This is a genomic window from Streptomyces sp. NPDC005863, from assembly GCF_042871345.1.
GTDB lineage: Bacteria > Actinomycetota > Actinomycetes > Streptomycetales > Streptomycetaceae > Streptomyces.
Genome location: NZ_JBIAII010000003.1, coordinates 194,447 through 219,015, shown reverse-complemented (window position 1 = coordinate 219,015; position 24,569 = coordinate 194,447). Strand labels below are relative to the sequence as shown.

At 69.6% G+C, this 24,569-nt stretch carries 23 protein-coding genes and 1 riboswitch; of the genes, 16 read left to right on the top strand and 7 right to left on the bottom strand.

Going from position 1 to position 24,569, the window contains the following annotated elements; all coding sequences use genetic code 11:
• Positions 1-82: 82 nt before the first annotated feature.
• Positions 83-1,288 (bottom strand): quinolinate synthase NadA, encoded by a 1,206-nt coding sequence (gene nadA, locus ACFYO9_RS13375; protein ID WP_388666258.1) that lies wholly within the window; start codon positions 1,286-1,288, stop codon positions 83-85.
• A gap of 291 nt (positions 1,289-1,579) precedes the next feature.
• Here nadA and ACFYO9_RS13370 point away from each other — a divergent pair, with 291 nt between their 5' ends.
• Positions 1,580-1,936, top strand: a complete 357-nt coding sequence (locus tag ACFYO9_RS13370; protein WP_030933606.1) for an iron-sulfur cluster assembly accessory protein — start codon at positions 1,580-1,582, stop codon at positions 1,934-1,936.
• A gap of 109 nt (positions 1,937-2,045) precedes the next feature.
• Here the strand turns inward: ACFYO9_RS13370 and ACFYO9_RS13365 are convergent, their stop codons facing one another.
• Both ACFYO9_RS13365 and ACFYO9_RS13360 read right to left on the bottom strand, forming a co-directional pair.
• Positions 2,046-3,533, bottom strand: coding sequence for a hypothetical protein (locus tag ACFYO9_RS13365; RefSeq protein WP_358777455.1), 1,488 nt, complete (start codon positions 3,531-3,533; stop codon positions 2,046-2,048).
• 152 nt (positions 3,534-3,685) lie between these two features.
• Positions 3,686-3,913, bottom strand: coding sequence for a hypothetical protein (locus ACFYO9_RS13360; protein WP_355813903.1), 228 nt, complete (start codon positions 3,911-3,913; stop codon positions 3,686-3,688).
• A gap of 134 nt (positions 3,914-4,047) precedes the next feature.
• Between ACFYO9_RS13360 and ACFYO9_RS13355 the strand changes: the two genes are divergently transcribed.
• The gene (locus ACFYO9_RS13355) at positions 4,048-5,022 is read left to right on the top strand and encodes a carbohydrate kinase family protein (protein WP_355813742.1); all 975 of its coding nucleotides are present in this window, start codon (positions 4,048-4,050) and stop codon (positions 5,020-5,022) included.
• Positions 5,023-5,068: 46 nt separating this feature from the next.
• Here ACFYO9_RS13355 and ACFYO9_RS13350 read toward each other — a convergent pair whose 3' ends face one another.
• Entirely contained in the window at positions 5,069-6,445 is a 1,377-nt protein-coding gene (locus tag ACFYO9_RS13350) for an aminotransferase class V-fold PLP-dependent enzyme (RefSeq protein ID WP_358777454.1), read from the bottom strand.
• A gap of 358 nt (positions 6,446-6,803) precedes the next feature.
• Between ACFYO9_RS13350 and coxB the strand changes: the two genes are divergently transcribed.
• The 4 genes from coxB to ACFYO9_RS13330 all read left to right on the top strand — a co-directional run bounded on the left by coxB (position 6,804) and on the right by ACFYO9_RS13330 (position 11,276).
• Positions 6,804-7,766, top strand: a complete 963-nt coding sequence (gene coxB, locus ACFYO9_RS13345; protein WP_355813736.1) for a cytochrome c oxidase subunit II — start codon at positions 6,804-6,806, stop codon at positions 7,764-7,766.
• Entirely contained in the window at positions 7,763-9,502 is a 1,740-nt protein-coding gene (gene ctaD / locus ACFYO9_RS13340; RefSeq protein ID WP_355813733.1) for a cytochrome c oxidase subunit I, read from the top strand. The genes coxB and ctaD overlap by 4 nt, the downstream gene beginning before the upstream one ends.
• Positions 9,499-9,897 (top strand): cytochrome c oxidase subunit 4, encoded by a 399-nt coding sequence (locus tag ACFYO9_RS13335; RefSeq protein ID WP_355813730.1) that lies wholly within the window; start codon positions 9,499-9,501, stop codon positions 9,895-9,897. Before ctaD ends, ACFYO9_RS13335 begins: the two co-directional genes overlap by 4 nt.
• 131 nt (positions 9,898-10,028) lie before the next feature.
• A complete protein-coding gene (locus ACFYO9_RS13330) occupies positions 10,029-11,276 on the top strand; it encodes an Ig-like domain-containing protein (protein ID WP_355813727.1) in 1,248 nt (415 codons plus the stop codon).
• A 101-nt stretch (positions 11,277-11,377) separates the two neighbouring features.
• Here the strand turns inward: ACFYO9_RS13330 and ACFYO9_RS13325 are convergent, their stop codons facing one another.
• Positions 11,378-11,776 (bottom strand): hypothetical protein, encoded by a 399-nt coding sequence (locus tag ACFYO9_RS13325; protein WP_355813724.1) that lies wholly within the window; start codon positions 11,774-11,776, stop codon positions 11,378-11,380.
• Between the two features lie 212 nt (positions 11,777-11,988).
• On the opposite strand from ACFYO9_RS13325, the gene ACFYO9_RS13320 reads away from it, so the two are divergent.
• The 6 genes from ACFYO9_RS13320 (at position 11,989) to ACFYO9_RS13295 (ending at position 19,154) form a co-directional block, all read left to right on the top strand.
• The gene (locus ACFYO9_RS13320) at positions 11,989-12,609 is read left to right on the top strand and encodes a heme-copper oxidase subunit III (protein ID WP_355813721.1); all 621 of its coding nucleotides are present in this window, start codon (positions 11,989-11,991) and stop codon (positions 12,607-12,609) included.
• A 78-nt stretch (positions 12,610-12,687) separates the two neighbouring features.
• Positions 12,688-13,497: a cytochrome c gene (locus ACFYO9_RS13315; RefSeq protein WP_355813718.1), complete on the top strand. Its 810-nt coding sequence runs from the start codon at positions 12,688-12,690 to the stop codon at positions 13,495-13,497.
• Positions 13,494-14,549: a Rieske 2Fe-2S domain-containing protein gene (locus tag ACFYO9_RS13310; protein WP_355813715.1), complete on the top strand. Its 1,056-nt coding sequence runs from the start codon at positions 13,494-13,496 to the stop codon at positions 14,547-14,549. Before ACFYO9_RS13315 ends, ACFYO9_RS13310 begins: the two co-directional genes overlap by 4 nt.
• The gene (locus ACFYO9_RS13305) at positions 14,546-16,183 is read left to right on the top strand and encodes a cytochrome bc complex cytochrome b subunit (RefSeq protein ID WP_358704571.1); all 1,638 of its coding nucleotides are present in this window, start codon (positions 14,546-14,548) and stop codon (positions 16,181-16,183) included. Before ACFYO9_RS13310 ends, ACFYO9_RS13305 begins: the two co-directional genes overlap by 4 nt.
• Positions 16,184-16,341: 158 nt before the next feature.
• Positions 16,342-17,406: an anthranilate phosphoribosyltransferase gene (gene trpD, locus ACFYO9_RS13300; protein ID WP_358777453.1), complete on the top strand. Its 1,065-nt coding sequence runs from the start codon at positions 16,342-16,344 to the stop codon at positions 17,404-17,406.
• A gap of 84 nt (positions 17,407-17,490) precedes the next feature.
• Positions 17,491-17,608, top strand: a riboswitch (SAM riboswitch).
• 163 nt (positions 17,609-17,771) lie between these two features.
• Complete coding sequence (locus tag ACFYO9_RS13295; RefSeq protein ID WP_358777452.1) at positions 17,772-19,154, top strand: aminotransferase class V-fold PLP-dependent enzyme; 1,383 nt, start codon at positions 17,772-17,774, stop codon at positions 19,152-19,154.
• Positions 19,155-19,185: 31 nt separating this feature from the next.
• On the opposite strand, the gene ACFYO9_RS13290 is transcribed toward ACFYO9_RS13295, so the two are convergent.
• Both ACFYO9_RS13290 and ACFYO9_RS13285 read right to left on the bottom strand, forming a co-directional pair.
• Positions 19,186-19,467 (bottom strand): Lrp/AsnC family transcriptional regulator, encoded by a 282-nt coding sequence (locus ACFYO9_RS13290; protein WP_055566223.1) that lies wholly within the window; start codon positions 19,465-19,467, stop codon positions 19,186-19,188.
• On the bottom strand, positions 19,464-20,195 hold the full coding sequence (locus tag ACFYO9_RS13285; protein ID WP_355813703.1) for a rhomboid family intramembrane serine protease: 732 nt from the start codon (positions 20,193-20,195) through the stop codon (positions 19,464-19,466). The genes ACFYO9_RS13290 and ACFYO9_RS13285 overlap by 4 nt, the downstream gene beginning before the upstream one ends.
• A gap of 180 nt (positions 20,196-20,375) precedes the next feature.
• Between ACFYO9_RS13285 and ACFYO9_RS13280 the strand changes: the two genes are divergently transcribed.
• The 4 genes from ACFYO9_RS13280 to ACFYO9_RS13265 all read left to right on the top strand — a co-directional run bounded on the left by ACFYO9_RS13280 (position 20,376) and on the right by ACFYO9_RS13265 (position 24,547).
• A complete protein-coding gene (locus ACFYO9_RS13280) occupies positions 20,376-20,615 on the top strand; it encodes a hypothetical protein (protein ID WP_355813701.1) in 240 nt (79 codons plus the stop codon).
• A 34-nt stretch (positions 20,616-20,649) separates the two neighbouring features.
• Entirely contained in the window at positions 20,650-21,999 is a 1,350-nt protein-coding gene (locus tag ACFYO9_RS13275; RefSeq protein WP_355813698.1) for an NYN domain-containing protein, read from the top strand.
• A 268-nt stretch (positions 22,000-22,267) separates the two neighbouring features.
• Positions 22,268-23,299 carry an NlpC/P60 family protein gene (locus tag ACFYO9_RS13270; RefSeq protein ID WP_355813695.1) on the top strand — a complete coding sequence of 344 codons (1,032 nt, stop codon included), beginning with the start codon at positions 22,268-22,270 and terminating at the stop codon, positions 23,297-23,299.
• A gap of 219 nt (positions 23,300-23,518) precedes the next feature.
• Entirely contained in the window at positions 23,519-24,547 is a 1,029-nt protein-coding gene (locus ACFYO9_RS13265) for an NlpC/P60 family protein (RefSeq protein ID WP_355813693.1), read from the top strand.
• Positions 24,548-24,569 lie beyond the last annotated feature (22 nt).

The window sequence follows — 24,569 nt, the reverse complement described above, 5'->3', positions numbered from 1 at the left end:
GCCTTCTCACCTTGCGGTAAGGGGCGCCCGCAATAGCGGACGCCCCTTACCCGGTGCACGGATTACCCGGTGCACGGCACAGCTACGGCAGCGCCAGCATCCGCTCAAGCGCCAGCTTGGCGAACTGCTCGGTCTCCCGGTCGACCTCGATCCGGTTGACGAGATTGCCCTCGGCCAGCGACTCCAGGGTCCAGACCAGGTGCGGCAGGTCGATCCGGTTCATGGTCGAGCAGAAGCAGACCGTCTTGTCGAGGAAGACGACCTCCTTGTCCTCGGCGGCGAAACGATTCGCCAGGCGGCGGACCAGGTTCAGCTCGGTGCCGATGGCCCACTTGGAGCCGGCCGGCGCCGCCTCCAGGGTCTTGATGATGTGCTCCGTCGAGCCCACGTGGTCGGCCGACGCGACGACCTCGTGCTTGCACTCGGGGTGCACCAGGACGTTGACGCCGGGGATCCGGGCGCGCACGTCCGCCACGGACTCCAGCGAGAAGCGGCCGTGCACCGAGCAGTGCCCCCGCCACAGGATCATCTTCGCGTCGCGCAGCTGCTCGACGCTCAGGCCGCCGTTCGGCTTGTGCGGGTTGTAGACCACGCAGTCGTCGAGCGACATCCCCATGTCGCGCACCGCGGTGTTGCGGCCGAGGTGCTGGTCGGGCAGGAAGAGCACCTTCTCGCCCTGGTCGAAGGCCCACTCCAGGGCGCGCTTCGCGTTCGACGACGTACAGATCGTGCCGCCGTGCTTACCGGTGAAGGCCTTGATGTCGGCGGACGAGTTCATGTACGAGACGGGCACGACCTGCTCGGCGATGCCGGCCTCGGTCAGCGCGTCCCAGCACTCGGCGACCTGCTCGGCGGTGGCCATGTCGGCCATCGAGCAGCCGGCCGCCAGGTCGGGCAGCACGACCTTCTGGTCGTCCGTCGTCAGGATGTCCGCGGACTCGGCCATGAAGTGCACACCGCAGAAGACGATGTACTCGGCGTCCGGCCGGGCCGCCGCGTCGCGCGCCAGCTTGAAGGAGTCGCCGGTCACGTCGGCGAACTGGATGACCTCGTCGCGCTGGTAGTGGTGGCCGAGCACGAAGACCTTGTCGCCGAGCTTCTCCTTGGCGGCGCGGGCGCGCTCCACCAGGTCCGGGTCGGAGGGGGACGGCAGGTCGCCGGGGCACTCCACGCCGCGCTCGCTGCGCGGGTCGGCCTCGCGGCCGAGCAGCAGCAGGGCGAGCGGCGTGGGCTGTACATCGAGGGTCACGCGGTCCACGGGGGACTGGGCGGTGGTCACGACACGCACCCTTTCTCATCTGTGTATGCGCGGCGAAGCCGCTCCGGTGGAGCCGCGGAGGCGTGCACCGGGGATCCTTTTCGTCGAATTGACGTTATCTATCATAACCGCTTCACGTCAGTTTGACGATGGCCATAGTGTCGATGTGACGCATTCGCCGTCCGGCGGCCCGCTGTCCCGCGCGCCGCCATGTGCGAGCATGAAGAGGCAAGGACGAAGCACTCGGCCCGGAATGAATCCGCGGCCCCGCCGGTTGCAACCGTCGGCAAGCAGTCTCCGTACAACCCGGGAGAGAAGCAGATGTCCGTATCGGACGAGACCACCACCGTGAGCGACGGCATCCTCCTGTCGGACGCCGCCGCGGCCAAGGTGAAGGGCCTCCTTGAGCAGGAGGGCCGGGACGACCTGGCGCTGCGCGTCGCCGTTCAGCCCGGTGGCTGCTCGGGCCTGCGCTACCAGCTGTTCTTCGACGAGCGCTCGCTCGACGGCGACGTCGTCAAGGACTTCGACGGCGTGAAGGTCGTCACCGACCGGATGAGCGCTCCCTACCTGGGCGGCGCCTCCATCGACTTCGTGGACACCATCGAGAAGCAGGGCTTCACGATCGACAACCCCAACGCCACCGGCTCCTGCGCCTGCGGCGACTCCTTCAGCTGAGCCGTGGCCTGACGGCACGGCAGACGTACGAAGGCGGCGGCCCCCTGACAGTTCAGGGGGCCGCCGCCTTCGTACGTCCCGGCGCGGGCGAACCGGCCGTGGCCGCCCGCTACTTCTGGCGGACCGTCCCGCCCGTCGTGTCCACGACCCTGCGGTCATCGAGCGGCTTGTCGAGGCGCACCGTCTCCGAGAGCTTCTTGGCGACCTTGACGCACATCTTGCCCTCCGGCGCCGGCGTCTCGGTGACCTTGACCCGCACCTGCTCGCCGTCCTCCTGCGCGGACGCGGCGTACGTGCCGCACACGCCGCCCCAGAAGTGCACGGTCAGCGACCGGCCGTCGGCGCTGTAGGACTCGACGCGGGCCGTGCGCTGCTCGTCCCCGCCGGGCTTCTCGCTGGGCGTGGCCGTCCCCGGCGTGCGGGGCGAGGTCAGATACTCGGGGGCGACGGCCGGATGCGTGACCGTGAAGGTCTCCTTGGCGCCCTGCGGCCGCACGTCGAACAGCCAGGACGGCACGAGGGTCCGCTTCCCCGCCACGAAGTGCGTCGCGAGCCCGAACGTGGCCCCGCTGACGGCGACCGGCCGCGGCTTCTGCGGCGCGGACGACGGCCCGCAGGGCTGCTGCTCCGGTCCGCTGCCGCCCTCGCTCTTCGTGCTGTCGTCGGCGTGCGGCACCGGCTTCGCGCAGCCGCCGACACCGACCCGCCCGTGGCCGCCGCCCGACTTGTTCAGCAGGTCGAGCGTCTCCGCTGCGCTGATCACCGGGTACGTGGCGCCCTTGACCGGCGCCTTCAACTGGCCGCTGCCGCCGACCACTTCACCGCCGGCGCCGACCTGGATGCCTGTCGACCAGCCGTACGTCGGCAGACCGTCGACCTTCGGGTCGGCGTTCACCACCCGTACGGCGCCCATCAGTTGGCCCGCGTCCAGCTTGGCGTCGTCCTGGCCGAGCGCCTTCAGGACGGGGGCGGCGGCCGCCTTCGCCGCCTTCTCGCTCACCGCGTCGCCCAGCTCGCCGTCGGGCGCGGTCGAGGTGGCGGAACAGAGCTTTCCCTTGGGGCAGTTGTCGGTGCCACCGGTGGCGTGCGCGGTGTACGTCCAGGTTCCCGGCGCCTGCTTGTCGACCTGTAGGGAGGGTCCCGAGCCGTCGTTGCTGGGGCCCACCCGCCAGGCGCCGTCCCGCGAGGTCGGCGTGCCGCTCACGCCGAGCGCGTCGGCCAGCTCGGTGACCTCGCCCCGGGTGACCTGGCCCCGCGCGTGGTAGACGGCCGCCGAATCGGGGCCGTCGGGCAGGTCGCCGGTCGCCCGGTACGTCGCGCCGTGCGGGTCGGGCTCACCCGGCGCGATGCCGCTGGTGCCGCCGTCCTGCCGGTCGTCGCCCGGATAGCCGTCCAGGGCGAGCGGGGGAGGCGTGCCGCCGTCCCCCGCCGGGGCCCCGTCGCCGCCGCCGTTGCCGCCACCGCCGGACGCGGTCGCCGCGACGTACGCGCCACCGCCGCCGACCAGCAGCACGGTGGCCGCGACCGAGACGACGGCCAGACGCGAACGCCGCCGCCGGGGCTCGGTTGCCTCATGATCGGATCGCTCGGTGCTCACCGCATCGCTCCTTCGACTGCACTGCTGTCCCTGACATCCCACGGGGGACATCCCACGGATGGGCTTCGTCGTATCCCCCTTCCCCTTGACGGGGGACGGCGATGGGACGCAGCGGGGGAGCGCACGGTTCCCTGCGCGCGCCGGTGCCGACGTCAGTCCCCGTACTCCGACATCCCGGCGATCACCCGCGCCGAGGCCGGCGGGACGGTGATGCCGTGGATGAGCGAGGGCGGCACGGGAGCGGCGGCGGCCGCGGCGGGCACCGCCCAGTGCGGCGCCATACGGGCACTGTCCCCGCGCAGCGTCTCCATGGTCTCCGGAGCCTCGGTGGGCAGCGCGGCGCGGCGCCGCAGGACGACATCCTTCGGGATAACGGTCATAACGGCACCGTATGCATCACCCGGCGTCGGAAAAAAGCCCTACTATTGGGTAGTTTTGGCACTTCAGAGACGGTGCGTCGACCCGGTAGCGTGAACTGTCAATCCCGCCTCTCCTCCACAGGGAGCATCCAGCCGTGCGTATCGCAGTCACCGGCTCCATCGCCACCGACCACCTGATGACCTTCCCCGGCCGCTTCGCCGACCAGCTGGTCGCCGATCAGCTGCACACGGTCTCCCTCTCCTTCCTCGTCGACGCCCTCGATGTGCGCAGGGGAGGCGTCGCCGCCAACATCACGTTCGGCATGGGCCAGCTCGGCACCCGCCCGATCCTGGTCGGCGCCGCCGGCTCGGACTTCGACGAGTACCGCGCCTGGCTCGACCGGCACGGCGTGGACACCGCGTCGGTCCGGATCTCCGAGACCCTGCACACCGCGCGCTTCGTCTGCACCACGGACGCCGACCACAACCAGATCGGCTCCTTCTACACGGGCGCGATGAGCGAGGCACGCCTCATCGAGCTGAAGACGGTGGCCGACCGCGTCGGCGGTCTCGACCTCGTCTCGATCGGCGCCGACGACCCCGAGGCGATGCTCCGCCACACCGAGGAGTGCCGCAGCCGCGAGATCCCCTTCGCCGCCGACTTCTCGCAGCAGATCGCGCGCATGCAGGGCGACGAGATCCGCACGCTCCTCGACGGCGCCACGTACCTCTTCTCCAACGAGTACGAGAAGGGGCTCATCGAGTCCAAGACCGGCTGGAGCGACGCCGAGATCCTCGCCAAGGTCGGCCACCGAGTGACCACCCTCGGCGCCAACGGCGTGCGCATCGAGACCGCGGGCCAGGACCCGATCGAGGTCGGCGTCCCGGAGGAGGAGGCGAAGGTCGAGCCGACCGGCGTCGGCGACGCCTTCCGCGCGGGCTTCCTCTCCGGCCTCGCCTGGGGCGTCTCGCACGAGCGCGCCGCGCAGGTCGGCTGCATGCTCGCCACCCTGGTCATCGAGACCGTCGGCACCCAGGAGTACGAGCTGCGCCGCAGCAACTTCATGGACCGTTTCACCAAGGCGTACGGCCACGAGGCCGCCGCGGAGGTCCAGCCGCACCTCGGCTAGCCCGTCACGACCAGCCGGTCACGAAGAACCGGTCACGAACAGCAGGTCACGAGCTCCGGCGGACCACATAGGCCACGCCCTGGTCCGCCGGCCGCTCGCCCACGTACTCCTGCTGCCGCGTCCAGCACCACGCCGGGATGTCCACCGCCGCGACCTCGTCGTCGGCCAGCACGGTGACGGTGCCGCCCACCCGCACCCGGCCGATCGCCCGCGCCAGTTCGATGACCGGCTGCGGGCAGCTCATCCCGAGCGCGTCGACGGTCACGGCCTCCTCCGACCCGCTCCCGCCCGCCACGGGCGCCCCCAGTGTCTCGCGCACCCCGCGCACCACCCCCGGCAGCACGTCGAGAAACCGCTCGACCTCCTCGGCCCCGGTGCCGGCGGGCAGCGAGATCCGTACGTTGCCCTCGCTCAGCACACCCATCGCCCTGAGCACATGGCTCGGCGTCAGCGTCGAGCTGGTGCACGAGGAGCCGGACGACACGGAGAAGCCCGCCCGGTCCAGCTCGTGCAGCAGTGTCTCCCCATCGACATAGAGACAGGAGAAGGTGACGAGGTGCGGAAGGCGCCGCACCGGATCGCCCACCACCTCCACGTCCGGCACGAGAGAGGGCACCCGCGCCCGGATCCGCTCCGTCAGCTCCCGCAGCCGCGCCCCCTCCGCCGCGGCCTCGGCCCGCACCGCGCGCAGCGAGGCCGCCGCCGCCACGACCGCCGGAATGTTCTCGAACCCGGCGGCCCGCCCCGACTCCCGCTCGTCGGCCGGACCCTGTGGTGCGAACCGCACCCCCTTGCGTACGGCGAGGATGCCGACCCCCGCGGGCCCGCCCCACTTGTGGGCGCTGCCGGTGAGCAGCGACCAGGGCCCGTCGACCGGTCCCCAGGCCAGCGACTGCGCGGCGTCCACCAGGAGCGGCACCCCGGCGGCGCGGCAGACCTCGGCGACCTCGGCGACCGGTTGCTCGGTGCCGACCTCGTGGTTGGCGGACTGCAGACAGGCGAGCGCGGTGTCCTCGCGCAGCGCGGCGGCGTACCCGTCCGGGGTCACCGCCCCACCGCGGTCCACCGGCACCCGGGTCACCGCGCCGCCGCCCTGCTCATGCGCCTCCGCCGAATGGAGCACCGACGAATGTTCGACGGCCGACACGATCAGGTGGTCTCCGACGCGCCGACGTGCGGTGAGCGCACCCGCGATCCCGGAGTGCACGGCACGGGTGCCGGAGGCGGTGAAGACGAGCTCGTCCGGCCGGCACCCCACGGCCTCCGCGGCCGCCTCACGCGCGGCATCCAGCAGCATCCGGGCCCGCCGCCCCTCCCGGTACAGCCGCGCGGGATCGGCCCACCCCTCGTCGAGCGAGGCCACCAGGCCCTGCCGGGCAACGGGATGCAGCGGAGCGGACGAGGCAACATCGAAGTAGGACACAAGCCAACGCTAAGACGTCCCCCCACCACCGTCCCCGAGGGGCCGCCCCGCAGGGGCGCCCCTCCAGGGGCGCGGGGAACCGCGCGCCCAGCCCCAGCGCACCCGCACCCGCGGACGAGCAGATTCCGCCGAGCTCGTAGGAGTTCCAAGGCTCCGTCAGAAACCCGTCGACGGGCGGCCGTCCCACCCTTCGGAGTGACCCGCGGCGCGTTAGGCACCCTCCCCGCGCGACCCCAAATAGCGTCCAGTAGGGTTTGGTCCGCATAAACATCCAAACCCCTGCCCGACGCAGGGCGGCGACCGACCAGCGTGGAGGCCGCAGCCGACCGCGCGGGCGAGACTCTCGGGAAGGCGCTACGTGAGTCCCAACGGCTCCGACCGCTCGTCGCGGCGCCCGATGCGGCGGAAGCTGCCGCAGGTGCTGACTGCGGGCCTGATCCTGGCGACCGCCACCGGTTGCACATACAAGGATTTCCCCCGCCTTGGAATGCCAACGCCGGTAACGGAAGAGGCTCCGCGGATTCTCTCCCTCTGGCAGGGCTCGTGGGCGGCAGCGCTCGCCACGGGCGTCCTGGTGTGGGGTCTGATCCTGTGGAGCGTGGTCTTCCACCGGCGCAGCCGCACCAAGGTGGAAGTACCGGCGCAGACGCGTTACAACATGCCCATCGAGGCGCTGTACACGGTGGTGCCCCTCATCATCGTGTCGGTGCTCTTCTACTTCACGGCACGTGACGAGTCCAAGCTCCTCAAGCTCGACGCCAAGCCGGCCCACACGGTCAACGTGGTCGGCTTCCAGTGGAGCTGGGGCTTCAACTACGTCGAGAACGTTCCGGGCGGCGGCAAGGACAACGCCAAGACGTCCAAGGACCTCTCGGCCATTCCGGACAAGTTCCGCAAGGACTTCCCGGCCAAGGCCAACGGCGTCTACGACGTCGGCACGCCCGGCCAGCGGAACCCCCAGAACGGCAACCCCGGCCCGACCCTCTGGCTCCCCAAGGGCGAGAAGGTCCGCTTCGTGCTCACCTCGCGTGACGTCATCCACTCCTTCTGGGTGGTGCCGTTCCTCATGAAGCAGGACGTCATCCCGGGCCACACCAACGCCTTCGAGGTCACTCCGAACAAGGAGGGCACCTTCATGGGCAAGTGCGCCGAGCTCTGCGGCGTCGACCACTCCCGGATGCTCTTCAACGTCAAGGTCGTCTCTCCCGAGCGCTACAAGCAGCACCTCGAGGACCTGGTGAAGAAGAACCAGACCGGTTACATCCCGGCCGGCATCGAGCAGACGCCCCACGAGAAGAACCGGGAGACGAACAACCTGTGAGCATCCTCAACGAACCCCAGGGTGCCGCGGCAGCAGAAGACTCGTACGAGAACGAGCTGCCGGTCAGGCGCAAGCAGCCGGGCAACGTCGTCATCAAGTGGCTGACCACCACTGACCACAAGACGATCGGCACGTTGTATCTGGTCACGTCGTTCGCGTTCTTCTGCATCGGCGGTGTGATGGCGCTCTTCATGCGCGCCGAGCTCGCCCGTCCGGGTACGCAGATCATGTCGAACGAGCAGTTCAACCAGGCGTTCACGATGCACGGCACGATCATGCTGCTGATGTTCGCGACGCCGTTGTTCGCCGGTTTCGCGAACTGGATCATGCCGCTGCAGATCGGCGCGCCCGACGTGGCGTTCCCGCGGCTGAACATGTTCGCCTACTGGCTGTACCTCTTCGGCTCGCTCATCGCGGTGGGCGGCTTCCTCACGCCGCAGGGCGCGGCGGACTTCGGCTGGTTCGCCTACAGCCCGCTCTCCGACGCGGTCCGCTCGCCGGGCATCGGCGCGGACATGTGGATCATGGGTCTGGCCTTCTCCGGCTTCGGCACGATCCTCGGCTCGGTCAACTTCATCACCACGATCATCTGCATGCGCGCTCCGGGCATGACGATGTTCCGTATGCCGATCTTCGTGTGGAACGTGCTGCTGACCGCGGTGCTGGTCCTGCTGGCCTTCCCGGTCCTGGCCGCCGCGCTGTTCGCCCTGGAGGCGGACCGAAAATTCGGTGCGCATGTATTCGACGCGGCCAATGGCGGCGCATTGCTCTGGCAACACCTCTTCTGGTTCTTCGGCCATCCAGAGGTGTACATCATCGCGCTACCATTCTTCGGCATCATTTCCGAGGTCATTCCGGTCTTCTCCCGCAAGCCGATGTTCGGCTACATGGGCCTGATCGGCGCGACCATCGCGATCGCGGGCCTGTCCGTGACGGTGTGGGCGCACCACATGTACGTCACCGGCGGCGTGTTGTTGCCGTTCTTCTCCTTCATGACGTTCCTCATCGCCGTGCCGACGGGTGTGAAGTTCTTCAACTGGATCGGCACGATGTGGAAGGGGTCACTGAGTTTCGAGACCCCGATGCTCTGGGCGGTCGGCTTCCTGATCACCTTCACCTTCGGTGGTCTGACGGGTGTCATCCTGGCCTCGCCGCCGATGGACTTCCACGTCTCGGACTCGTACTTCGTGGTGGCGCACTTCCACTACGTGGTGTTCGGCACCGTCGTCTTCGCGATGTTCTCCGGCTTCCACTTCTGGTGGCCGAAGATGACCGGCAAGATGCTCGACGAGCGCCTGGGCAAGATCACCTTCTGGACGCTGTTCGTCGGCTTCCACGGCACCTTCCTCGTCCAGCACTGGCTGGGTGCCGAGGGCATGCCGCGTCGTTACGCGGACTACCTCGCCGCCGACGGCTTCACCGCGCTGAACACGATCTCCACGATCTGTTCGTTCCTGCTCGGTCTGTCGATCCTGCCGTTCTTCTACAACGTCTGGAAGACGGCGAAGTACGGCAAGAAGGTCGAGGTCGACGACCCGTGGGGCTACGGCCGTTCGCTCGAGTGGGCGACGTCCTGCCCGCCGCCGCGGCACAACTTCCTCACCCTGCCGCGCATCCGCTCCGAATCGCCGGCGTTCGACCTGCACCACCCTGAGATCGCCGCGATCGGGCACATCGAGAACGACGGACAGAAGGACACCGCTCTGTTCGGCGGCGACAAGGAGACCGCGAAGTGAAGATCCAGGGCAAGATGTTCATCTGGCTGAGCGTCTTCGTCCTCGCCATGGCGATCGTCTATGGCGTGTGGTCGAAGGAGCCCGCCGGTACCACGGCGCTCTTCCTGGCCTTCGGCCTGTGCATCATGATCGGCTACTACCTGGCCTTCACGGCCCGGCGGGTCGACGCCTCCGCACAGGACAACAAGGAGGCGGACGTCGCGGACGAGGCCGGCGAGGTCGGCTTCTTCAGCCCGCACAGCTGGCAGCCGCTCTCCCTGGCCATCGGTGGCGCGCTCGCCTTCCTGGGCGTCGTCTTCGGCTGGTGGCTGCTGTACTTCTCGGCCCCGATCCTCCTGATCGGCCTGTGGGGCTGGGTCTTCGAGTACTACCGGGGCGAGAACCAGACGCAGTGAGCCGGTAGTTCCCGTACAACGCCGAGGGGCCCGGACATTCCTGAGGGAGTGTCCGGGCCCTTCGGCGTGTCGGTACCCCGGACGGGTGACTTCGGCGCGCCGAACCCACCAAATCTCCATACCGTGTGTCTATGAGCCACTCACCGCGAATTCGCACGGTACTGAGCTGCACGATGCTGGTGGCCGCACTCGGTGCGGGGGCCACGGCGTGCGGCAGCTCCGACGGCCACCCGCTCTCGGCGAAGCCGTACGACGCGGCCGGCCAGATCGCCTTCAACGGCCCCACGGGCACCCAGAAGGCGGACCCGGACAAGCCTCTGGAAGTCACCGCCCAGGGTGACGACGGACGCATCACGGACGTGACGGCCACCGACGCGACGGGCCGGTACGTGGCGGGTGAACTCTCCGCCGACGGCGCCCGGTGGCACAGCACCACCCCGCTGGCGGCGGACGCCCACTACACGGTGCGGGTGAGCACCGAGGACGAGGACGGGGCGCCGGGCCGCAAGGTGCTGGCCTTCGACACCACCACCCCGGACGACAAGAAGCGGCTGAAGGTCACCTTCGGCCCCGAGGCGGGCAAGTACGGCGTCGGGCAGCCCGTCACGGCCACGCTCAGCCGCGCGGTGAAGGACAAGAAGGCCAGGGCGGTCGTCGAGCGCGCGCTCAAGGTCCGCTCGACCCCCGCCACGGAGGGCTCCTGGTACTGGGTGGACAGCAAGACCATGCACTACCGCCCCAAGGAGTACTGGCCCGCGGGAGCGAGCGTCAGCGTCTCCAGCAACCTCAAGGGCCTCAAGGTCGACGACAAGTTGTGGGGCGCCGAGACCAAGCCGCTGGAGCTCACCATCGGCGACCGCGTCGAGGCCGTGACGGACGCCGGCTCGCACCAGATGACGGTCTACCGCAACGGCGAGGAGATCAACTCCATGCCGGTGACCACCGGCAAGCCCGGCTACTCCACGCGCAACGGCGTCAAGGTGGTGCTGGGCAAGGAGTACTCCGTACGCATGACCAGCGCCAGCATCGGGTCGTCGGACTTCTACGACAAGCAGGTCTACTACGCGACGCGTGTCACCGACTCCGGCGAGTACGTGCACGCCGCGCCCTGGTCGGTGGGTTCACAGGGGTACGCCAACACCAGCCACGGCTGCACCGGCATGAGCACCTCGGACGCCGCCTGGTTCTACGAGACCGTCCGCCAGGGCGACCTGGTGAAGGTCGTCAACAGCGCCGGCGAGGACATGCCGACGTTCGGCAACGGCCTCGGCGACTGGAACATGGGCTGGAAGAAGTGGCGCAAGGGCAGCGCGCTGCTCTCCGGGGCCAAGGAAGGCCCGTCGGCGGCCGAGGCGGCCAGGCTGCGGCCCGCGGTCTGACGGAGCCGCAGAGAGGCTGTCAGGGACGCACGAAGGGGCCCACACCGCGGTGTGGGCCCCTCTCGTGGATCACGGGGCCCGACGGACGGGCCCGCGGCCCCTCAGGCCTCCACGGCCGCCTTGTCGCGCAGCAGCGCGGCCAGGGCCCCGGCGAACTCCACCGGCTCCACCGGCAGCGTCACAGCGGCCTCCGCACGGCTCCAGGTGGCCAGCCAGGCGTCCTGCGGGCGCCCGATGAGCAGCAGGACCGGCGGCGCCTGGAAGACCTCGTCCTTGATCTGCCGGCAGACGCCCATCCCGCCGGGCGCCGACTCGCCGTCGAGCACACAGACGTCGATGCCGCCGTGGTCGAGCTCCTTGAGGACCGCGTGCGGGGTCGCGCACTCCACGAACCGGACCTCGGGAACGTCCGTCGCCGGCCGGCGACCGGTGGCCAACCGGACTTGCTCGCGGGTGCCGGCGTTGTCGCTGTAGACCAGCACCGTGGCGGTCGGCTGCATTGTTCCTCCAGTACGTCAGTGCGTCGAGCAGTGCTGAGCTGAGCTGGGCTGTGCCGTCATGGGTCGGGAACCGATGCGCGGATGCTACTCCTCCCGACACCCCGTCAACACCGGTTCGCAGCGGCCTCCGATGGGCCATCCGGGCAGGACACACCCCGTAGACACTCCGAACGGCACCCCCCGGGGTGAGGGCGGGATAAGCGACCGACATAATGTCGGTCGTGGCGACAGCAACGACAGTAGATACCGGGCACGCGCACCCGCCGGTCAATCGACCGAACCTCACCAGCGTCGGAACCATCATCTGGTTGAGTTCCGAGCTGATGTTCTTCGCGGCCCTCTTCGCGATGTACTTCACCCTGCGATCGGTGACAGGTCCTGATCACTGGAAGGAAATGGCCTCGGCCCTTAACTTCCCGTTCTCGGCGACGAACACCACGATCCTGGTGCTCTCCTCCCTCACGTGTCAGCTGGGCGTGTTCGCAGCTGAACGCGGGGATGTGAAGAAGCTCCGGATGTGGTTCATCGTCACCTTCATCATGGGTGCGATCTTCATCGGCGGTCAGGTGTTCGAGTACACCGAGCTGGTCAAGAAGGATGGGCTCTCGCTCTCCTCCGACCCCTACGGCTCGGTCTTCTACCTGACCACCGGCTTCCATGGACTGCATGTGACAGGCGGCCTCATCGCCTTCCTGCTGGTCCTTGGACGCACCTATGCGGCCAGGAGGTTCACCCACGAACAGGCGACCGCAGCCATCGTCGTGTCCTACTACTGGCACTTCGTCGATGTGGTCTGGATCGGCCTCTTCGCCACGATCTACATGATCAAGTAATCGGCGGGGTCGCTCCCGCGACGCATCCGACATCTTCCAGAAGCATCGACGCAGAAGATCCTGACACCGGGGTAATCCGTGAAAAAGCTCTCCGCACGACGACGCCATCCGCTGGCGGCGGTCGTCGTCCTACTCCTCGCGCTGGCGGCCACCGGGGGGCTGTACGCCGCGTTCGCGCCGGCGGACAAGGCGCAGGCCGATGACACCGCCCAGTCCCTCGCCATCGACGAGGGCAAGAAGCTCTACGCCGTGGGCTGCTCCAGCTGCCACGGAACCGGCGGTCAGGGCTCCTCCGACGGTCCGAGCCTGGTCGGCGTGGGCGCCGCCGCTGTCGACTTCCAGGTCGGCACCGGGCGCATGCCGCTCCAGCAGCCGGGTGCCCAGGCGCCCAAGAAGAAGGTCATCTACAACCAGGCCCAGATCGACCAGCTGGCGGCGTACATCTCGTCGCTGGGTGCCGGTCCCTCGGTCCCGACCGAGAAGCAGTACAGCCCGGACGGGGCGGACATCGCCAAGGGTGGCGAGCTGTTCCGCACCAACTGTGCCCAGTGCCACAACTTCACCGGTGAAGGTGGTGCGTTGACGCACGGCAAGTTCGCGCCTTCGCTGGAGGGTGTCGCGCCGAAGCACATCTACGAGGCCATGCAGACCGGCCCGCAGAACATGCCGTCCTTCCCCGACACCACGATGCCGGAGAAGAACAAGAAGGACATCATCGCGTACCTCGACGCGGTCAACGGTGAGAAGACCGAGAGCCCTGGCGGTCTCAAGCTGGGTGGTCTGGGTCCGGTCAGTGAAGGCCTCTTCGGCTGGATCTTCGGTCTCGGCTCGCTGATCGCGGTCGCCGTGTGGGTCGCCGCTCGGACCGCAAAGGCCAAGAAGTCATGAGTAGCCAAGAGATTCCAGAAGAGAACCTGCCCAGCAAGCAGGAGACCGAGCACGGCTCGGTGGCCGTGACGGAAGAGAACCCGTTCGCCGACCCGGGGCTGCCGCCCCACGAGCACCGCGTCCAGGACATCGACGAGCGGGCCGCCAAGCGGTCCGAGCGTGCCGTGGCGTTCCTGTTCACGCTGTCGATGATCGCGACCGTGGGCTTCATCGCCTCGTACGTGGCGATCCCGGCCGACAAGAGCATCTACGTCTTCCCGATCGGTCACCTCAGCGGCCTGAACTTCGCCCTGGGTCTGACCCTCGGCGTGGCCCTGTTCTGCATCGGCGCGGGCGCGGTCCACTGGGCCCGCACCCTGATGTCCGACGTGGAGATGACCGACGAGCGGCACGAGATCGCGGCCGAGCCCGAGGTCCGCGCCAAGGTCATGGCCGACTTCAAGCAGGGTGCGGCGGAGTCCGGCTTCGGCCGGCGCAAGCTCATCCGCAACACGATGTTCGGCGCGCTGGCCCTGGTGCCGCTCTCCGGCGTCGTCCTCCTGCGTGACCTCGGTCCGCTGCCCGAGGACAAGCTCCGCCACACCAAGTGGGGCCGGGGCAAGATGCTCGTGAACATGAACACCCACGAGCCGCTGCGTCCCGCGGACGTCCAGGTCGGTTCGCTGACCTTCGCGATGCCCGAGGGCATGTCGGAGCACGACCACGACTTCCAGACGCAGATCGCCAAGGCCGCCCTGATGATCGTCCGGATCCAGCCGGAGAACATCAAGGACAAGCGCGAGCTGGAGTGGTCGCACGAAGGCATCGTGGCCTACTCCAAGATCTGCACCCACGTGGGCTGCCCGATCTCCCTGTACGAGCAGCAGACGCACCACGTCCTCTGCCCGTGCCACCAGTCCACCTTCGATCTCTCCGACGGTGCCCGAGTGATCTTCGGCCCGGCTGGTCACGCCCTGCCGCAGCTGCGCATCGGCGTGAACGAAAAGGGCTACCTCGAGGCGCTCGGCGACTTCGAAGAGCCCGTCGGTCCGGCCTTCTGGGAGCGCGGATGAGCACCACCAATTCTTCGAACGACAACCGCCAGAAGGCGCCCGCCGGTGAGCGGGTCGCGGACTGGGCGGACGGCCGGCTGGGGATCTACTCCCTCGCCAAGGCCAACATGCGCAAGATCTTCCCGGACCACTGGTCCTTCATGCTCGGCGAGATCTGCCTGTACAGCTTCCTCATCATCATCCTCACGGGTGTGTACCTGACGCTGTTCTTCCACCCCTCGATGAACGAGGTGGAGTACTCCGGCAGCTACATCCCGATGCAGGGACAGCTGATGTCGGAGGCGTTCAACTCGACCATGCACATCTCCTTCGATGTGCGCGGTGGTCTGCTGATCCGGCAGATCCACCACTGGGCGGCGCTGATCTTCCTCGCCGGCATGTTCGTGCACATGATGCGCGTCTTCTTCACGGGTGCGTTCCGCAAGCCGCGTGAGGTCAACTGGCTGTTCGGCTTCCTGCTGTTCGTCCTCGGCATGTTCACCGGCTTCACCGGTTACTCGCTCCCGGACGACCTGCTCTCCGGCACCGGTGTCCGCTTCATGCAGGGCGCCATCCTCGGGGTGCCGATCGTCGGCACGTACCTGTCGATGTTCCTGTTCGGCGGGGAGTTCCCCGGCGGCGACTTCGTGGCCCGGTTCTACTCGGTGCACATCCTGCTGCTGCCGGGCATCATGCTCGGCCTCGTGGTGGCCCACCTGATCCTGGTCTTCTACCACAAGCACACGCAGTACGCGGGCGCCGGCAAGTCCAACAAGAACGTCGTCGGCATGCCGCTGCTGCCGGTCTACATGGCCAAGGCCGGAGGCTTCTTCTTCCTGGTCTTCGGTGTCATCGCGGTCATCGCGGCGATCGCCTCGATCAACCCGATCTGGGCCATCGGCCCCTACCGTCCGGACCAGGTGTCCACCGGCGCCCAGCCCGACTGGTACATGGGCTTCGCCGAGGGTCTGATCCGTGTGATGCCGGGCTGGGAGATCAACCTCTGGGGCCACACGCTGGTCCTCGGTGTGTTCATCCCGCTGGTCGTGGTCTTCCCGCTGGTCCTCGTGGCCATCGCGGTCTACCCGTTCATCGAGTCCTGGGTCACCGGCGACAAGCGCGAGCACCACATCCTGGACCGCCCGCGCAACGCCCCGACCCGTACGGCCTTCGGTGTCGCCTGGCTCACCGCGTACATGGTCATGCTCGTCGGTGGCGGCAACGACCTGTGGGCCACCCACTTCCACCTGTCGCTGAACGCGATCACCTGGTTCGTCCGGATCGCCTTCTTCGTCGGGCCGGTCGTCGCCTTCATCGTCACCAAGCGGATCTGCCTGGGTCTGCAGCGGCGCGACAAGGACAAGGTGCTGCACGGCCGCGAGTCGGGCATCATCAAGCGGCTGCCGCACGGTGAGTTCATCGAGATCCACGAGCCGCTCAGCCAGGACCAGCTGCACACGCTCACCGCGCACGAGCAGTACAAGCCGGTCGAGATCGGCCCGTCGGTCGACGAGAACGGCGTCGAGCGCAAGCTGTCCGGTTCGCAGAAGCTCCGGGCGAAGCTCTCCAAGGGCTACTACGGGGAGAACAACCAGATCCCCAAGCCCACCGCCGAGGAGTACAAGGAGATCACGAGCGGCCACGGCCACCACTGATCCACCCGAGCTCCGAAGCTCCGACCCCCGAGGTCGCCACGGCAAGAGCCCCGTCCAGTGCATGGACGGGGCTCTTCGCCGTCCCGGGGCTGGATAGGGTGGTGTCACCCCGGCGCGCCGGGGCGTTTCCCCACCCACCGGACAGACCAGGAGCAGCCATGAACGCTGTGACCCCCGCAGGAGGCGACACCGCGGCGGCCCGTTCCTGGCCCGGCGTGCTGAACGGTCTGCTCGACGGACGGGACCAGAGCGCCGACGACACCGCGTGGGCGATGGACCGCATCATGCGCGGCGAGGCCACCGACGCGCAGATCGCGGGCTTCGTGGTCGCGCTGCGCGCCAAGGGCGAGACCGTCGCGGAGATCTCCGGTCTGGTACGAGCGATGTACGCGCACGCCAACGTCATCGAGGTGCCGGGCCCGAGCGTCGACATCGTGGGCACCGGCGGCGACGGCGCCAAGACCGTCAACATCTCCACCATGTCCGCGATCGTCGTCGCGGGAACGGGCGCCAAGGTCGTCAAGCACGGCAACCGCGCCGCCTCCAGCGCGTCCGGCGCCTCCGACGTCCTGGGGAAGCTCGGCGTCAACCTGGACCTCACGCCCCGGCGGGTCGTCGAGGTCGCCGAGGAGGCCGGCATCACGTTCTGCTTCGCCGTGAAGTTCCACCCCGCGCTGCGGCACGTCGGCGCCGCCCGCAGCCAGCTGGGCATCAGGACGGTCTTCAACCTGCTCGGCCCGCTCACCAACCCCGCGCGGGTGCGGGCCCAGGCGGTCGGGGTCGCCGACCCGCGGATGGCGCCCGTCGTCGCCGGGGTCTTCGCCGAGCGCGGGCACTCCTCGCTCGTCTTCCGCGGCGACGACGGACTCGACGAGCTGACGACGACGTCGACGTCCCGGGTCTGGACCGTGCGGGACGGCGCCGTGCGCGAGGAGCCCTTCGACCCGCGGGACGTCGGGATCGACCTGGTGCCCGTCGAGGCGCTGCGGGGCGCCGACGCCTCGTACAACGCCGAGGTGGCGCGGCGCCTCCTGGACGGCGAGAGCGGGCCGGTGCGGGACGCGGTGCTGCTGAACTCCGCGGCGGCGCTCGTGGCCCTCACGCCGACCGACGAGCCGCTGGTGGAGCAGATCCGCGCCGGGATGGCCCGCGCGGCGCAGGCGATCGACTCCGGCGCCGCCAAGCGGGCCCTGGAGCGCTGGGTGTCGGCCAGCAACCGCTGAGCGGCCCCCTGTGTGACGCAAGGCGCAGTCCGGATTTTGGACTGCGCCTTGCGCGCCGAAGATCGTATGGCAGGATGCTGCACAGGTCATGAGTGACAGCGACTACGGCCCCGGCCCGCTGTCCGGCAACCCTCCGTCCGTGGCGGGGTGCCCCGGGTGAAGACCAGGTCGTACGCAGCAAGGCGTATGGCAAGCGCGGACCCCTGCAAACCCTGGGGTCCTGGTCCTCAAGGGAGCAGTCTCGTGAGCAAGCGAATGTGACAGGGCTTCACGCCCCGCCTCCGCACACCCTTCTTCACCTTTCTCCCGCGCCGTCGACATCGTTGTGGCGCGGTGAATTCGCCTGCCTCTCACGGGAGTTCGCCATGTCTGTTTCCGCCGTTGCCGTCGACGCCTCCGTCTGTGCCCCGCTGGCCGTGCTCGGCCGGGACGTCACCGTTCCGCTGGTCACCGGCGGCGAGGTGACGTACGCCGCGCTCGACTACGCGGCGAGCGCGCCGGCCCTGCAGCGGGTCTGGGACGACGTGGCCGCGTACGCGCCGTACTACGGCAGCGTGCACCGCGGCGCCGGCTACCTCTCGCAGCTCTCCACCGACCTCTTCGAGAACTCCCGCACCACCGTCGCCGACTTCCTCGGCTGCCGCGAGGGCGACCAGGTCGTCTTCACCCGCTCCACCACCGACTCGCTGAACCTGCTGGCAGCCGCCCTGCCCGCCGGCTGCGAGGTCTTCGTCTTCGAGACCGAGCACCACGCCTCGCTGCTGCCGTGGCGGGACGCCCGCGTCACCTACCTCGACGCGCCGCGCACCCCCGACGAGGCCGTCCACACCCTGGAGCGCGCCCTCGCCGACCGCGAGCCCTACGGCCCCGCCCTGGTCTGCGTGACCGGCGCCTCCAACGTCACCGGCGAGATCTGGCCGGTGCGCGAGCTGGCCGCCGCCGCCCACGCGCACGGCGCCCGCATCGTCCTGGACGCCGCGCAGCTCGCGCCCCACCACCCGGTCTCCATCGATGAGTTGGACGTGGACTGGGTCGCCTTCTCCGGTCACAAGCTGTACGCGCCGTTCGGTTCGGGTGTCCTCGCGGGCCGCTCCGACTGGCTGCGCGCCGCCGAGCCCTACCTCGCGGGCGGCGGCGCCTCGCGGAAGGTGGCGCGACGCCCCAAGGAAGCGGGCGGCGGCGTGGACGTGGAGTGGCACGACAGCGCGGCCCGGCACGAGGCCGGCTCGCCCAACGTCATCGGCGTCTACTCGATCGCCTCCGCCTGCAAGGCACTCACCGAGGCGGGCTTCGACGAGCTGGTCGCCCGTGAGCAGTACCTGATCGCGAAGGTGCGCGAGGGCCTCGCCGAGGTGCCGCAGGTGCGGGTCCTCTCGCTCTTCGGGGACGACGCGCCGCGCGTGGGCGTCATCTCCTTCGTCGTGGACGGCTGGAACAGCTCGCACTTCGCCGCCGCGCTCTCCGCGGAGTACGGGATCGGCGTACGGGACGGCCTGTTCTGCGCCCACCCGCTGGTGCGCACCCTGCTCGGCGGCGAGCCGGACGAGCCCGGCGAGTGCGGCGCCCCCGAGGCCGCGCCCGGCGAGAAGTCGCTGAACGCCATCCGGGTGAGCTTCGGCGCGGGCACCCCCGACGAGCACGTCGAGCGTTTCGTGCGCGCGGTCAAGGAACTGGTGGCGGACGGCGCCCGGTGGAACTACCGCACCGAGGACGGGCGTTGCGTCCCGGACACCGGCGCGGCCGCCTGACCGGACGGGAGCGGACGGGAGCGGACGGCGCCTAGGAGTCGAGGCCGATCGCGAAAGCGGCCTCCAGGTCGTGCTGCGAGTACGTGCGGAACGCCACGTGCGTGTCGGTCCCCTCGACGCCGGGGATCTTGCTGATCCGGCCGGGGATGACGTCCGCGAGGTCGTCGTGGCGCGGCACCCGCACCATCGCGATGAGGTCGTACGTGCCGGTGACGGAGAAGACCTCGCTCACGGAGTCGAGGGCGGCGATCGACTCGGCGATCTCCGGGATCCGGTCCACGCTGGTCTTGATGAGCACGATCGCGGTGATCACGGCTTGCAGTCTCCCTCGGTGGCCGGTGCGGTGGCCCTCACTCTAGTCGTCCACACCCGCCACCCCCACGCGCAGACGAAGCCCAGCGAGAAGCCCACCAGGTGCGCCAGATAGGCGACCCCCGTCCCCTTGCCGTCCTGCCCCGCGGCCAGCCACTGCAGCGTCACCCAGAACGGCAGCACCACCCACGCCGGGAAGCGCAGCGGCAGAAAGAAGAGGAACGGGAAGAGGCTGGTGACGCGCGCCCTGGGGAAGAGATACAGGCAGGCACCGAGGACGGCGGAGATCGCGCCGGAGGCTCCCACGAGCGTCTGGTCGGAGCCCGCGTGCGCGGCGGCGTAGGCGAGCAGGGCGAGATAACCGCAGCAGAGGTAGAAGCACGCGTACAGGAGGTGGCCCATGCGTTCCTCGACCATGACGCCGAACACGTACAGGAAGAGCATGTTCCCCAGCAGATGAAGCCAGCTTCCGTGCACGAAGAGAGCGGTGAACGGGCCGAGCGCGGCGCGCGGGGCACCGCTGAACAGTTCGACGGGTACCACCCCCCACTGCTCGAAGTAGGCCTGCTGGGCGCCGATCATCTCGTCGCCCCGGCCGTAGGAGGGGTTGAACCCGGACATCGGTGAGATCAGGAAGACCACGCAGCAGACGGCGATCAGTCCGTACGTCACCGGGGCGGTCCGCGCCCCGAGCAGCCGGCCCGCCTTCGCACTCCATGTTCGGATCATGGACGAAGCATGACGTAACGGGCGCTACCTGCCCAGGCCGCCATGCCGCTCCGCGGGCCGCAGCGTCGCGCCCCTTACAGGCCTTAGGGTTACGGGCAATACGCACGAGGAAGCCTGCGTAGACCCCTCGGTCGCCGAAGACGTCGCCGGACAAGTCACCGAAGAAAGCGAACAGCCACGATGACGGTTCCCCTGCCGACCGCCACCACCCGGTGGCGCTGCACGCTCTGCGGCAATCTCACGCGTTTCGATGTGACCCGCAGCTCGAAGGTCGTCGAGTATGTCCATCTCGACCTGGCCGGAGAGTCGAACGTCGAGGAACGCGAGGTGGTCAGTGAGACCATCGAGTCCGTGCGCTGCCGCTGGTGCAACGCCGTGGATCAGGTCGAACTCGTGGACAGGCCGGGCACCGACTCCTGAGGGAGCGGGGCCCGCACAGCTAGTGGGGTGACGGATGGTGGAGAGCTCAGGCGGGGAGCCGGACGACGGCACCGCTGAGGTGCTCGACCGTCCGCTGCCCGACGGGGTGCGGCGGCGGGTCGTCCACCTCGTCTCGGACGGCTTCGGCGGGCTGACCCTGGCGGAACTGCCCGCCCAGCTGCGCCAGTACGCCCGCTTCACGCCGACCCGGCGCGCGAAGTTCGCGGGCAACGCCATGGCGGCGGCGCTGGAGCACGACACGCTCTTCCGTCAGCGCATCGGCGAACGCCTCAGGGAGGCGCAGCCCGAGCTCGCCGCCGCCCTGGACGCGGGCTCACCGCCGCCGGCCGCCGATCCGCTGGACGTGGCGGCCGCGGCCTATGTGCTGCGGCCCACCGGCTGGGTGAAGCTGGTCACCGCGGCGGGCGAGGAGGCCCAGCGGGCGGACGCCGAGCGCGCCGACGACGAGACCAGGGCCGAGCTGGAGCGGCTGCGCGAGGAGCTCGCCGCGGCCCGCGGCCAGACCAAGGCGGAGACCGAGCGGCTGCGCGCCGAACTGGAGACGGTGCGCAGGGAGGCCGAGTCGACGCACCGCAAGCTGCGCGGCGCGCTCAGCGACGTCAAGCGCGGCGAGGCCGCGCTGCGCAAGGCCGCCGCCGAGATCGAGGCGGTGCGCGCCGAGGGCCAGACCCAGCTGTCCGCCGCCGAGAGCGAGAGCCGGCGGCTCAAGGCGCGGCTCGGCGAGACGGAGGCCGCCCTTGAGGCCAGCCGCCGCGCCGCCCGCGAGGGCCGCAGCGTCGAGGACATGCGGCTGCGGCTGCTGCTCGACACGGTCCTTGACGCCGCGCAGGGGCTGCGCCGCGAGCTGGCGCTGCCGCCCGTCTCGGTGCGGCCCGCCGAGACCGTGGACGCCGTCGAGCCCGGCCGGATGTCGCCCAAGGACATCGCCGCCCGCGCGCTCTCGGAGAACGATCCGGCCATTCTGGACCAGCTGCTCGCCCTGCCGCAGGCCCATCTGGTGGTCGACGGGTACAACGTCACCAAGACCGGCTATCCGACGATGCCGCTGGAGAAGCAGCGGCTGCGGCTGCTCGGCTCGCTCTCGCAGCTCGCCCTGCAGTCCGGCGCCGAGGTCACCTGTGTCTTCGACGGCGCGGAGCTGGCCGCGCCGGTGCTGCTCGCGCCGCCGCGCGGGGTGCGGGTGCTGTTCTCCAAGCCCGGTGTCACCGCTGATGAGTTGATCCGCCAGCTGGTGCGCGCGGAGCCGCCGGGCCGTCCCGTGGTCGTCGTCTCGACCGACCGCGAGGTGGCCGACGGGATCGCCAAGGCGGGGGCGCGGCCGGTGGCTTCGGCGGTGCTGCTGAAGCGGCTTTCGCGGAGCTAAGTGACGTCCCGTAACTCCTGGGCCCTATGCCCGAATTGAGTCACGCGATGGGCGACGTAGCGTCAGAAGATCATTACTGGCTGTGCGTTATCGGTAAAGAATGCGCTTCGCGACCGATTTTTTACTGATGAGATTTGTACTGATCACAAGAAGGTCACTAAGGTCTCGCCTCGAACCCCCGCTCGGTTGATCACCCATCCGGGGTGGCGGCGGTGGTACCCGCCCGCCGCGTCCCGGTAGGCGGCCGGAGGAAGAAGGAGCCGCCCGCGTGGCGTCCCACCGTCGACCCAAGCAGCCGAGCCGCACCCGCGTGACCGTGCTCACCGCGACCGCCGCCGCTGCCGTGGCCCTCACCTCGCAGGGTGCCGCCCAGGCCGCCCCGAAGCCGAGCAAGGACGAGGTCAAGTCCAAGGTCGACAAGCTCTACGAAGACGCGGAGCGGGCCACCGACAAGTACAACGGGGCCAAGGAGAAGCAGGAGAAGCTGGAGAAGCAGATCGGCGACCTCCAGGACAAGGTCGCCCGCGGCCAGGAGGACCTCAACGACCTGCGCGACGGCCTCGGTTCGATGGCCAGCGCCCAGTACCGCTCCGGCGGCATCGACCCCTCCCTGCAGCTCTTCCTCTCCTCCGACCCGGACGACTACCTCGACAAGGCGTCCACCCTCGACCAGCTGAGCAGCCAGCAGGTCGACGCGCTCAAGAAGATCCAGAAGAAGCAGCGGGACCTCGCGCAGCAGCGCAAGGAGGCCTCGGGCAAGCTGGACGACCTCGCCGACACGCGCGAGGAGCTCGGCAAGAAGAAGAAGGAAGTCCAGGGCAAGCTCGGCGAGGCGCAGCGGCTCCTCAACTCGCTGACCGCCAAGGAGAAGGCCGCCCTGGCCGCCAAGGAGCAGAAGCGCGCGAGCCGCGCCGCAGGCGACCGTGCCGACCTCGGCGACGAGAAGCCCGCCTCCGGCCGTGGCGCCGCCGCCCTCAGCGCCGCCGCCACCCAGATAGGCAAGCCCTACGTCTCCGGCGGCACCGGCCCCAACTCCTACGACTGCTCGGGCCTGACCCAGTGGGCGTTCGCGCAGGCCGGCGTGCACATCACCCGGACCACGTACACCCAGCAGAACGACGGCACGAGGATCGGCCGGGGCGAGCTCAAGCCCGGCGACCTGGTGTTCTTCAACAACCTCGCGCACGTCGGCTTCTACGCGGGCAACGGCCAGGTGCTGCACGCCCCGCACCCCGGCGCGTCGGTGCGCTACGAGTCGATGTCCTACCTCGGCTCCTTCCAGTTCGGCGTCCGCGTCTGACGTCAACGCCGTGCCGACACCGCCCAAACGGGCGAATTCCGGCAACTCCCGCTGACCCCACGCCCCGTTGGTGACCTGGTCCGAGACGGGGCGTCGGGCTGTCCACGCCCGTCGTGCACCCCGCGAGGTCTTTGGCCGCCGTGTGTCCGCACGGCTACTGTCGGCGCGCATTCCCCCGGACAGCCGGGGGTTCGTCAGCGGAAGGGAGAGCGGCTTCCCGTGGGGTTCCATCGCCGTCCCGCACAGCCCGGTCTCGACCGGAGCACGCGCGTGACCGTCCTTTCAGCGGCCGCCGCCACCGCGGCGGCGGCCCTCGGTGCCGCGCCGGCCGGCGCCGCGCCGCAGGACAAGCCGTCCGACACCCGGGCCACCGTGGACCGGCTGTACGAGCAGGCCGAGCAGGCAACCGAGCTGTACAACAAGGCCGATGAGCGCGCCGACAAGCTCCGTGCGCAGGTCGGCCGGGCCAAGGACAGCGTCGCGCGCGGCCAGGAGCGCATCAACCGGATGCGCGGGGCGCTCGGCGCGCTCGCCGGCGCCCAGTACCGGTCCGGCGGCATCGACCCCTCACTGGCCCTGCTGCTCTCCTCCGACCCGGACGGCTACCTCGACCGGGCCTCGGTCCTCGACCGCGTCGGCGCCCGTCAGGCGGGCGAACTCGCCGATCTGCAGCGCGCCCAGCGCACGCTCGCGCAGGAGCGCACGGAGGCGGGCCGCAAACTCGCCGAGCTGGAGAAGAGCCGCACCGCCGTCGCCCGCCACAAGCGCACCGTCGAGCACAAGCTGGCCAAGGCCAGAAAGCTGCTCAACTCCCTGCCGAGCGGGGAGCGCGGCGCGTACGGGAGATCCTCGCGCTCCGGTGAGCGCGCATCCCTGCCCGAGCTCGGCGGCGCCCCGGCCTCCTCGCGGGCCGCCGCCGCCATCGCGGCCGCCCGCTCAGCGGTCGGCCGTCCGTACGTGTGGGGCGCCAGCGGGCCCTCCGGATTCGACTGTTCCGGCCTCATGCAGTGGTCGTACGCCCAGGCCGGCGTCGCCCTGCCGCGCACCTCGCAGGCCCAGCGGTACGCCGGGCGCCAGGTGTCCCTGTCCGAGGCCAGGCCCGGTGACCTGGTCGCCTACCGCGACGACGCCAGCCACATCGGGATGTACATGGGCAACGGCCAGGTGCTGCACGCCCCCTACCCCGGGGCCGCGGTCCGCTACGACCCCGTCGGCATGATGCCGGTCTCCTCCGTGACGCGGGTCTGACCGGCGGGCGACCGGGACCGCC